At 54.3% G+C, this 9,863-nt stretch carries 14 protein-coding genes and 1 pseudogene; 1 reads left to right on the forward strand and 14 read right to left on the reverse strand.

What is annotated here, in order from left to right; all coding sequences use genetic code 11:
• Positions 1-48: 48 nt before the first annotated feature.
• The 11 genes and pseudogenes from gdhA to IRZ77_RS08785 all read right to left on the reverse strand — a co-directional run bounded on the left by gdhA (position 49) and on the right by IRZ77_RS08785 (position 8,272).
• Positions 49-1,389, reverse strand: a complete 1,341-nt coding sequence (gdhA, locus tag IRZ77_RS08735; RefSeq protein WP_015268894.1) for an NADP-specific glutamate dehydrogenase — start codon at positions 1,387-1,389, stop codon at positions 49-51.
• A gap of 313 nt (positions 1,390-1,702) precedes the next feature.
• Entirely contained in the window at positions 1,703-3,370 is a 1,668-nt protein-coding gene (ettA, locus tag IRZ77_RS08740; protein ID WP_015268893.1) for an energy-dependent translational throttle protein EttA, read from the reverse strand.
• Positions 3,371-4,202: 832 nt separating this feature from the next.
• Positions 4,203-4,457 carry a MafI family immunity protein gene (locus IRZ77_RS08745; protein ID WP_046616156.1) on the reverse strand — a complete coding sequence of 85 codons (255 nt, stop codon included), beginning with the start codon at positions 4,455-4,457 and terminating at the stop codon, positions 4,203-4,205.
• A gap of 57 nt (positions 4,458-4,514) precedes the next feature.
• Positions 4,515-5,066 carry a DUF6990 domain-containing protein gene (locus IRZ77_RS08750; RefSeq protein ID WP_046616157.1) on the reverse strand — a complete coding sequence of 184 codons (552 nt, stop codon included), beginning with the start codon at positions 5,064-5,066 and terminating at the stop codon, positions 4,515-4,517.
• Complete coding sequence (locus IRZ77_RS08755) at positions 5,066-5,293, reverse strand: hypothetical protein (RefSeq protein ID WP_152666453.1); 228 nt, start codon at positions 5,291-5,293, stop codon at positions 5,066-5,068. The genes IRZ77_RS08750 and IRZ77_RS08755 overlap by 1 nt, the downstream gene beginning before the upstream one ends.
• Positions 5,294-5,377: 84 nt before the next feature.
• Positions 5,378-5,590: a hypothetical protein gene (locus IRZ77_RS08760; RefSeq protein WP_143493505.1), complete on the reverse strand. Its 213-nt coding sequence runs from the start codon at positions 5,588-5,590 to the stop codon at positions 5,378-5,380.
• 275 nt (positions 5,591-5,865) lie between these two features.
• The gene (locus tag IRZ77_RS08765) at positions 5,866-6,195 is read right to left on the reverse strand and encodes a hypothetical protein (RefSeq protein ID WP_080958504.1); all 330 of its coding nucleotides are present in this window, start codon (positions 6,193-6,195) and stop codon (positions 5,866-5,868) included.
• A complete protein-coding gene (locus tag IRZ77_RS27080) occupies positions 6,195-6,509 on the reverse strand; it encodes a DNA/RNA non-specific endonuclease (protein ID WP_080958505.1) in 315 nt (104 codons plus the stop codon). Before IRZ77_RS27080 ends, IRZ77_RS08765 begins: the two co-directional genes overlap by 1 nt.
• A pseudogene (locus IRZ77_RS08775) lies at positions 6,442-7,058 on the reverse strand (IS5 family transposase); the annotation flags it as partial. The pseudogene IRZ77_RS08775 and the gene IRZ77_RS27080, both read right to left, overlap by 68 nt.
• Complete coding sequence (locus IRZ77_RS08780; protein ID WP_046616158.1) at positions 7,036-7,341, reverse strand: site-specific integrase; 306 nt, start codon at positions 7,339-7,341, stop codon at positions 7,036-7,038. The gene IRZ77_RS08780 and the pseudogene IRZ77_RS08775, both read right to left, overlap by 23 nt.
• 100 nt (positions 7,342-7,441) lie before the next feature.
• Positions 7,442-8,272 (reverse strand): hypothetical protein, encoded by an 831-nt coding sequence (locus IRZ77_RS08785; RefSeq protein ID WP_196173284.1) that lies wholly within the window; start codon positions 8,270-8,272, stop codon positions 7,442-7,444.
• Between IRZ77_RS08785 and IRZ77_RS08790 the strand changes: the two genes are divergently transcribed.
• Complete coding sequence (locus tag IRZ77_RS08790) at positions 8,256-8,543, forward strand: helix-turn-helix domain-containing protein (protein ID WP_200900017.1); 288 nt, start codon at positions 8,256-8,258, stop codon at positions 8,541-8,543. The two genes, IRZ77_RS08785 and IRZ77_RS08790, sit on opposite strands and share 17 nt — an antisense overlap.
• Before the next feature lie 49 nt (positions 8,544-8,592).
• On the opposite strand, the gene IRZ77_RS08795 is transcribed toward IRZ77_RS08790, so the two are convergent.
• The 3 genes from IRZ77_RS08795 to IRZ77_RS08805 all read right to left on the reverse strand — a co-directional run bounded on the left by IRZ77_RS08795 (position 8,593) and on the right by IRZ77_RS08805 (position 9,858).
• Complete coding sequence (locus IRZ77_RS08795; RefSeq protein ID WP_046616161.1) at positions 8,593-9,054, reverse strand: SMI1/KNR4 family protein; 462 nt, start codon at positions 9,052-9,054, stop codon at positions 8,593-8,595.
• A gap of 2 nt (positions 9,055-9,056) precedes the next feature.
• A complete protein-coding gene (locus IRZ77_RS08800; protein ID WP_230384921.1) occupies positions 9,057-9,287 on the reverse strand; it encodes an HNH/ENDO VII family nuclease in 231 nt (76 codons plus the stop codon).
• A 196-nt stretch (positions 9,288-9,483) separates the two neighbouring features.
• Positions 9,484-9,858 carry a barstar family protein gene (locus IRZ77_RS08805; RefSeq protein WP_025337627.1) on the reverse strand — a complete coding sequence of 125 codons (375 nt, stop codon included), beginning with the start codon at positions 9,856-9,858 and terminating at the stop codon, positions 9,484-9,486.
• Between the last annotated feature and the right edge of the window lie 5 nt (positions 9,859-9,863).

Raw genomic sequence — 9,863 nt, forward strand, 5'->3', positions numbered from 1 at the left:
CGGCCTTGTGTCGCGAAAGGGCCGCAAAGCGGCCCCAACAGCCTCAGATCAAACGACGCCCTGCGCCAGCATCGCATCAGCCACTTTCACGAAGCCTGCGATGTTCGCACCTTTGACGTAGTTGATGCTGCCATCCGCCTCTTCACCGTAATGCACGCAAGCATGGTGAATCGACTGCATGATGTTGTGCAGCTTGCTGTCCACCTCACCGGCAGTCCACAGCAGGCGCATGGCGTTCTGCGACATCTCCAGGCCCGACACGGCCACGCCGCCGGCGTTGGAGGCCTTGCCCGGGGCGTACAGAATGCCCGCTTCCAGGAAGATATCCACAGCCTCCAGAGTGGTCGGCATGTTGGCGCCTTCGGCCACGCAGATGCAGCCATTGCGCAGCAAGGTGCGGGCGTCTTCGGCGTCCAGTTCGTTCTGCGTGGCACACGGCAGGGCAATGTCGCACGGCAGGCTCCACGGGGTCTGGCCCTTGCGGAACTCCAGGCCGAACTGCGCAGCCAGTTCGCTGATGCGGCCACGCTTGACGTTCTTCAGCTCCATCACCGCATCCCATTGGGCATCGGTCAGGCCAGCTTCGGCGTACAGGGTGCCTTCGGAGTCGGACAGCGAAATTACCTTGCCGCCCAGGTCCATGACCTTGCGCGCAGCATACTGGGCCACGTTACCCGACCCGGAAATCGCCACGCGGCAGCCATCGATACGCTTGTCCTGGCGCTTGAGCATTTCTTCAGCAAAGTACACGCAGCCGTAGCCGGTGGCTTCCGGGCGGATCAGGCTGCCGCCGTAGGTCATGCCCTTGCCGGTCAGCACCGAAGTGAACTGGTTGGCCAGGCGCTTGTACTGGCCGAACATGAAGCCGATTTCGCGGGCACCCACGCCGATGTCGCCGGCAGGGACGTCCAGGTCAGCACCAATGTGGCGGTACAGCTCGCTCATGAACGCCTGGCAGAAGCGCATGACTTCGGCGTCGCTCTTGCCTTTGGGGTCGAAGTCCGAACCGCCTTTGCCGCCGCCCATGGGCAGCGAGGTGAGGGAGTTCTTGAACACCTGCTCGAAGGCCAGGAATTTCAGCACGCCCAGGTTGACCGACGGGTGGAAGCGCAGGCCGCCCTTGTACGGGCCGATGGCGCTGCTCATCTGGATGCGGTAGCCGCGGTTGACCTGCACCTTACCCTGGTCATCGACCCAGGACACGCGGAACAGCACGGCGCGCTCTGGCTCGACCATGCGCTCCAGAATGCCGGCCTGCAGGTAATGCGGGTTGGCCTCGAGGAACGGCCACAGGCTGCGCAGCACTTCTTCCACCGCCTGGTGGAATTCAGGTTGGGCCGGGTCGCGTTGCTTCAGGCGCGCGAGGAAATTGTCGACAGATTCGATCATGGTAGACATCTCACCAAGAGGATTGGACTTATTGGTTTTTTCACGAATGTACCAAGAAGCAATCGCACCGGAATAGGGCGAAATGTCGTTTTTTTGAATTTATTTGGTGCGTTTTCTATAAGTGTATACAAAACCCAGGACAGCGGCGGCTTCATTCGCGGGCTCGCCCGCTCCCACAGGTTCATCACAGGCCTTGGTTTCCAGGGGCTCCTGTGGGGGCGGGCATGCCCGCGAATGAAGCCAGCACCACTTTCCAGCCAGGCACAAAAATGGGGCCTCAAAGGGCCCCATTCCTGTGCATCAAAACACTGGCTTACTGGGCCAGCTTCTTGTGCCGTACACGGTGCGGCTGGGCAGCAGCATCGCCCAGGCGCTTCTTGCGGTCGGCTTCGTACTCGGTGTAGTTACCCTCGAAGAACACCACGTTCGAGTCGTCTTCGTACGCCAGGATGTGGGTAGCCACACGGTCCAGGAACCAACGGTCGTGGGAAATCACGATCGCCGCGCCCGGGAAGTCCAGCAGGGCTTCTTCCAGCGAGCGCAGGGTTTCGACGTCGAGGTCGTTGGACGGTTCGTCGAGCAGCAGGACGTTACCGCCCTCCTTCAGGGTCAGGGCCAGGTGCAGGCGGCCACGCTCACCACCGGACAGGTCTTTGACGAACTTCTGCTGGTCACCACCCTTGAAGTTGAAGCGGCCTACATAAGTACGCGACGGGATCTCGTAGTTGCCGATGCGGATCATGTCGGAGCCGTCGGAAACCTGCTGGAACACGGTCTTGCCGCCGTCCAGGTCCTCGCGGCTCTGGTCGACGCAGGCCAGCTGCACGGTTTCACCGATCTCGATGCTGCCCGAGTCCGGCTGTTCCTTGCCCATCAGCATGCGGAACAGGGTCGACTTACCGGCACCGTTACCACCGATCACACCGACGATGGCGCCTTTAGGCATGGAGAACGACAGGTTGTCGATCAGCACGCGGTCGCCGTAGCCCTTGGTGACATTCTTGAACTCGATGACCTTGTCGCCCAGGCGCGGGCCGGCCGGGATGTAGATCTCGTTGGTTTCGCTGCGCTTCTGGAACTCCTGCGACTGCATTTCTTCAAAGCGCTGCAGACGGGCCTTGGACTTGGACTGGCGGGCCTTGGCGCCTTTGCGCACCCATTCCAGTTCCTCTTTCATGGCCTTCTCGTGGGCGCTCTGCTGCTTGGATTCCTGCGCCAGGCGCTCGGACTTGGCTTCCAGCCAGCCCGAGTAGTTGCCTTCGTACGGGATGCCGGCGCCGCGGTCCAGTTCCAGGATCCAGCCAGCGACGTTGTCGAGGAAGTAACGGTCGTGGGTAATGGCTACCACGGTGCCCGGGAAGTCGTGCAGGAAGCGCTCCAGCCAGGCCACCGAGTCGGCGTCCAGGTGGTTGGTCGGTTCGTCCAGCAGCAGCATGTCGGGGGCCGACAGCAGCAGGCGGCACAGGGCCACGCGGCGCTTCTCACCACCGGACAGGTGCTCGATGCGTGCGTCCCAGGCCGGCAGGCGCAGGGCGTCGGCGGCAACGTCCAGCTGGCGCTCAAGGTTGTGGCCGTCAGCGGCCTGCAGGATGGCTTCCAGCTTGGCCTGCTCGGCGGCCAGCTTGTCGAAGTCGGCATCCGGTTCGGCGTAGGCAGCATAGACCTCGTCCAGGCGCGCCTGGGCGTCCTTGATCACGCTGACCGCTTCCTCGACCACTTCGCGCACCGACTTGTTCGGGTCCAGTTGCGGTTCCTGCGGCAGGTAGCCAACGTTGATGTCGGGCATCGGACGGGCTTCGCCGTCGAATTCCTTGTCGACGCCGGCCATGATCCGCAGCAAGGTCGATTTACCAGCGCCGTTCAGGCCGAGCACGCCGATCTTGGCGCCCGGGAAGAACGACAGGGAAATGTTCTTGAGAATTTCCCGCTTCGGCGGCACGACCTTGCTCAGCCGATGCATGGTGTAGACGTATTGAGCCATTCTGGATACCCCAGTCTAAAGGTTAAGAAATACCGGGCAGCCCACGTGAATTTGACCGGGCTGCCATTGCCAAAAAATTCGTTGTCTGGCGTCGCGCTGTTAATTTGGGCTGCAAAAACGCGTAAACAGCCTTCTCGCCATGAAAATGATCCGTTGCGCAGCTGGCGAGGATTGGCCGGGGGTCTGGATGCCGTCGCTGGGTGGTGCAACGCAGTGAAGCAGCCTTTTTCCGCCCTACCTCATGTTCTCGCTACAAAAATCGACCTCGCCATGACGCTCAGAGCCGGCACGCTGCTCGCTCCTGTAGCGCCTGCGGCAGTCGTCGCCGCTGCCAAGCTGGCTATCATCTCAACTACGTGCGACACGCTCAACTGTTCGCCTGCTGGGTGGCAGAAAGGTAGTCATGTTCATCATTGGATAAAGGGAGGCTGAGCAAAGCGGAGTACGACCCTCTGGTATAGACCAAGACGGGGCTTGGCCTGTGGACTGAGCATAACCAGCGAAAAACGTGAATTTTTCATTGCCGTGGGCGAGCGAATTGCCCGCCTGCGCAAAGAACACGGCATCACCCACACTCTGTTGCGCAGATGCTCGATGCCCTGATCGCTCAAGCCAGGCCTCCCTTCCTTCGCTGCTGGCTTTGGTCGAGGCCGGTGCCTGGATGAATATGAACTTAATCTAATTACTATATACAAATTCAATGCCAAACTTCATTTCATGACCAATTAAATTAATCTCGTCACGCCATCAACAACGCAGTTATAAACACAGGTCTTTCCGCCAATAGAGGCAACCTCACCTGCGTCTTTTGCACCAACCGACCCCTAGGTTTTTATTTCTTCAATCCCACCAAGTGCTTAAACGGTCCCTCATCTAAATCAAACCCTAGATCTGTGATAAGTCTAACTGCCTCCTGGTACTCGTCGTCCGCAATAGAAATATCAAATTCACAAATGTGATCGCATAGTATCTCAAAGGCTAGGCCTTCCTCATTGTACGCGACATAGTCCAAAGCCCCTTGGAGCAGGCCAGCTTCCAATCGGCCGTCGAATTTCTTCCCGAATTCAATAATACGATCTGCAAACATAAAATTTACCTCATTGATTAGCCGCGACGCTTCAGCGTGTAGCGCTCAAGAAAAAATCTATTTTGCAAGTTTGGCTTTCAAGACTGCCCGATCAATCATGCCATCAGTAATGCAGGGTACAAAACCAAGCCTGTCTCCCATCTCAAAGCTCTTCTTGTAACCGTTCAATCGTTCAACGTCACCAGCTATTGCCAATGCAGCCAAGTGCCGAAGGGGCATCGCGCCTTTACTGTCAGTCGGCAGACTTCTATAAACCATCAGGCCGGACTCAATATTTTGAGAGCGTGCCCAAGACATGGCTTTCTCAGACATCCTGAGAACATCATCACTAGAAAATTCAGGCAACTTCTCCGGAGGCTCATTACTAACTATTACCGGCGAATATCCGCTCCCCTCCCCCCACACAAACGCAACAGTTTCCGAGAATTCTTTGGTCGAAACCGATGGCATAAGTGACACCCGAAAATGATTCGAGCGCTTCTTCACAGACGGGATTACTTGAACTTTAACCCCATCAACATCTGTCACGCAAAAATAATCCCCGACTTCATCCTTGCTACAAACCCAGCCCTGCTCCGTCAAAATTGAAGCCACATCTTTTTCCTTCATCACTTAGCACCAGGAAAATTCATTATCTCAATAGGGATACCGTTAGGATAACCTTGATCCTTTAGTGGTACGCCTGGCGTGAGGCCAAAACTTTCGGAAACTTTCCCTCTTGGAATTGAAGCCCCATCTTTTATTTGAGGGAAAAATTCTAACTGACGAATACTCAAGTCCGCGCCACCTGTCTTAACCTCAATAATTCTCAAGGTCCCATCAGGTGCTTCGGCCACGATATCTGGCCTACAACGACCAGTTCCGCAGGAGCTACCGAATGACATTTCCTTTTCGCTGACTCTGAACCCTTGAGACGAAAGTTAATCCTTTATGTCATCCACCATATTCAAGTGATTATCATAGTGATCTTTGATGGTGACCTTCGGATCTGTTGCAGTACCTTTTGCACCGCTGGTAGCTTTGCCTAGTATCACCACCGCCGCTAACTTGACTACATCATCCCGCGTAGCACCTTTATCGACAAGATTAATGATTCCTGGCACATCCACCGGCGCCAAGGTCGAGCCGAGCAAGCCGTCCTGACGTGCCCGTTCATTGATTGCCTCTGCTGATCTGGCTGGGCCTGCGAAACATGACGGCGAACTGGGGCTCAGCGGCGCAGGATTGGAAAAGTGCGATGAATCAAATTCGCGATTTGTACGGAGATCGGTTCATCAGGCCGACCCAGTGAAAATCAGGGCCTGCCAGACGGCAGGCCGTTACCGGCTCGCACACAAAAAGGCTGACACTTCCCAAAAGCACACCACATTCAGCCTAAGCCTCTACATCTAAACTTGCCATTTAATTCTCAAGGATAAATAAAGTCGATGCAAATTTTAAATTTAATCAAGTCCAAGGCCACCTCACAGCCACTCCACGCTGGCAGTCCTCCTGTCAGTTTATTCTCAACATACCAACGACGCAACTCTATTAAAAGATCTAAAATATCTGTATTGACTCGCCCGCCTGCCGTAAACCAGGCAACGTTACCTTGTACATCAATGTAGTCATACTCATACTCACAGCTATCTAGCTCCTGGGATAGTTGTGCACGCATAATAAGTTTACAGGCTCCATCGGGAGCAATCTCAAACAGAATACCCCCAATGTCATTGTAGATATCATCATCACTACGCATCAATTTCCACCCGGTGAATTTTTAAATACAATTTCTTTTGGACGAGCAATACCTATTGAATACTGCACATTAAAGCTTTCTGGCCGAACACTATTGCCAGAATAAATAGTCTCAATCTTTACGTTAACTTGCTTTCCCTCCTTGAGTGCGGACGCCCATGTATCCCCCATAGATTTCCAAGTACCTTTATTCAAGCTCCCATTCATGGGAAGGAGGTTCAACCTCTCCCCAGGTCCGTTGAATATACTAGGCTCCGTACGAAAAGAGATGTCGCAAACACCGCATGGAACAAGCCAGTGAGACCATGGCGGCATAGCTTTTCGCGAGCTTGTCGAAGCGTGTGACGATGCGGCGATTCTCTTTCAGCCAGCCAAAAATGCGTTCAATGATGTTGCGCTGTCAGTATTTGGGCCCATCAAACAGTCTGGGTAAGCCAGGCTTGGGTTTGCGCTTCATAGAGCGCATCGGGATGACGGGTTGCATACGGTACTGGTCGCAGTATCGGCGCAGCGTTTCGGCGTCGTAGCCCTTGTCGGCGAGCAACCATTTGCAGCGCTTGCGCGGGCGGCCAGGTTGGTTTGATGGAATGCTGACTTCGTCCAGCAGTGGTTGTGCGTAGCTGATGTCACTGGCTTGACCGCCAGAGAGGAGGAAGCGCAACGGTGTCCCGTTGGCGTCGCAGAGCATGTGAATCTTAGTTGTCAGGCCACCGCGACTGCGGCCTAGAGCGTGATCGGCAGGTTCGTCAGGCCCCCTTTTTTCCGAGCGCCAGATGAGGCTCGGGTTGCACGTACTGCGGTTGAGTCGATCATCCAGGTTTGCAGATCAATCAAGCCTTGCTCATTCAATCTCAGGTGAAGCCGGGTTGTACAAGATGCGATTGGTCTTGGTCAGCCACTTGAACCAGACCCGAATCGGCGTGATGCGCACCGTTTGGCTGCGGGTCGACAGCGGTTCGCCATCGGCTTTTCGATACAAAAAAAGATGACGCTGATAGCGCTCTAAAATGGGTCGGGTGATTTCCTGGGGCCGGGTCAAACCGCGTTCGTCACACCAATGGATAAACGCAATCAACAGGCTTTCGCGGTTGCCCACGGTGCGCTCGGAATAACCACGCTCACGCTGGTATTGCAGAAACTGTTTCATCTGAAAATACAGGCTGCCGGGATCGCCTAGTGGGCCAATGATTTGTTCCGAAACACGCTGTTTTTTGCTCTCGTCTTTTTTTCGGCATAACCACCTCGACTTAGACGGCGCTGGACAACGCGGAGTGGTTGTTTTGTGGATGCTGGATCAGTGGTCTTTCGTTCAGACCGACCGCTTCGGCCTCAACGCCAGAAATGGCGTGGCTTTGCGCATGGTTGAGGGTGTCCGACTGAGTACCGACCATGGCCCGACCTGAGTCCGATCGTTTTTCTGAATCCCCCGACCGAGCGGATGTGTTGTCGAGTTGGTCGGCATCGATCAGGCCCATCAAATGCGGTTGATGACCGCTTTTGCCGTCATACGTGAGGGTGTATTCATGCGCTAACCCCTTGCGGTGCGGCAGCAGGTATTCCAGTTCGGTCAGTCGGCCCAAATGGATTTTTAACTGGGTATTCCCCCAACCGGTGGCCTCGCGCACGTCCTTGCGACCAAACCGAAACTCATTCTTTTTAAGCCCCTGCGCCTGGCTTCGGGCTTCGACCCAGCCCTGCAATAACTCCAGCAAACGCCGCGTTTGCGGCGGCAGTTCGTCCAGGGTGCGCCCAAGAATGTCGTGGGCCAGCCGATTGGCCAACACGATGTCGCCCTTCGTGACCTCGATGTAAGCCAACGACTTGCCTCGGTGCTCAATGTGTTTGACCGGGCGTTGATGCTGATGCAGCAAGGCAATGCAGCGAATCAGCGTCAGGTATTTCATGTGGTCGCGCCGGGTACGGGTTTTGTCCGAAAGAAAGGTCAATTGATCGGCGAACGCCACGGTTTTGATCAGCCGCTGGGCATTCTGATGCAGGCGCGTAATCGCCTGTTTTACGGCGTCGGCCAGCAGCCAAACCCAACTGGCTGAACGGCTGGGCGTGTCCCAGCAGACCATCCAAGCCTATGAGTCCGGCAAGCGGCGTATCCAGGTAGCGGCGTTGCCGGAGCTGGCCAGGCTGCTTTCGACCACATTCGAAGAGCTGTTTGGTCAGCAGAAGGAAACCACTGTGCGTAAACGTGGGCCTGCTCCAAAATGGCAACAGCAACTGGAAGCCATCGAGCAGCTATCTAAAAGCCAACAGAAATTCGTTGCGCAGATGCTCGATGCCCTGATCGCTCAGGCCACGACCAAAGCAAGCAGCGAAGGAAAGGAGATTTTGCAGTAAGCAGATAAAACAACACCGGCGCATGGCCGGTACAGAATGAGGACACCTATCAAATATGAGCAGAAATTCGTTTATATAAAAACTCATAAAAATCTGAAGCGTAATTAACATCTTCACCAGACGGAAGTCGAAGATTCACGGGACACTCACCATCTTTAAATTTTGAATAGTCAAAGAAAAAGACTTCCCCCATATCAGTTTCGCTAATCACAAGCTTTTTGCCATCTACCAGATTATTTTTTATGCCCACAATATGCTGATAGACAATATCCCCTCCATTGATACCCTCAAAGTCCACGCCATAGATACTGTAAATTTCTTCAGTACCAATCTCGCCACCCGCATACGTCTTTAAAAACCACTTGTACGACCCTGGCAGTTCAAGCCCTAGCTGCTGCTCGGCCTTCTCAATCCAGTCATCACCCACGCAATCGGCCTGGCTACCAAAGCACACGATATCAGGATGCAGTGATACTAAATCCTCAATTTGATGCGTCGTAACTTGGCTCATTCTCAATTCCTAAAGTCTGCAGATCGTTGCCTCCAGCATTGCACCTCCCACTTATCAAAAGCTGCCCTATCAATACCAGAAGGAATTGTATTAGGGTTAATGTGAATAGTTGCGCTATTGGCTTGGTGAAAACTTTGCGTCTTTTCTGCAATAGGCCCTGACTGTGTTTGCGTCATATGGTGCAGGTTCACCGACTTGCCATCTACACCTATGGGCGCTCGACCAGAGGCCATACCCTCAACATTACTACCTGTTATGACTTTGCCACCTTCACGCCAACCAGTTTGCAAACTAGGATCAAATAAATCATTCCGCTGATAGAACTTATTCCCACTAAACTGAATAGGATCTTTTGACCAAAAATTACGTTACTGAGTAAAAACAGAGCCCGCCTCTGTAGCGTTCCCTATTCCTTTTGCACCACTTGAATTAGCTCATTAAAAGTGCCTCCACGGCACTTCGGTCAGTCGACCGGAAGAAAACCTCCAATTGATGCGCCTCATCTCGCCCCCAGTCAAGAGCCGCGTCGCGCAACACCTCCAGATAAACCTTCAGGTCATCTACTGGCACGTTTGGAGTAACTTCATGCACAAGAACCACCTTGCGGCATGGAATCCATTCAAGATCTCTCAAACAGTCGTAGAGTGCATCCCAATTGAATCCAAAATACCCTGGAAGCCATAGCTGGTAATATAGCGCGCTCAGCAGCTCTTCCGAGAGAGAAATTTTCGGATCAATACGGACATAAAAGACTTCCGCAGCGTCGAATGAAGGCGTGAGATCGGAGTACTTGAATGGCAGCATTTCCA

It is taken from the genome of Pseudomonas pudica (genome assembly GCF_015680405.1).
GTDB classification, from domain to species: domain Bacteria; phylum Pseudomonadota; class Gammaproteobacteria; order Pseudomonadales; family Pseudomonadaceae; genus Aquipseudomonas; species Aquipseudomonas pudica.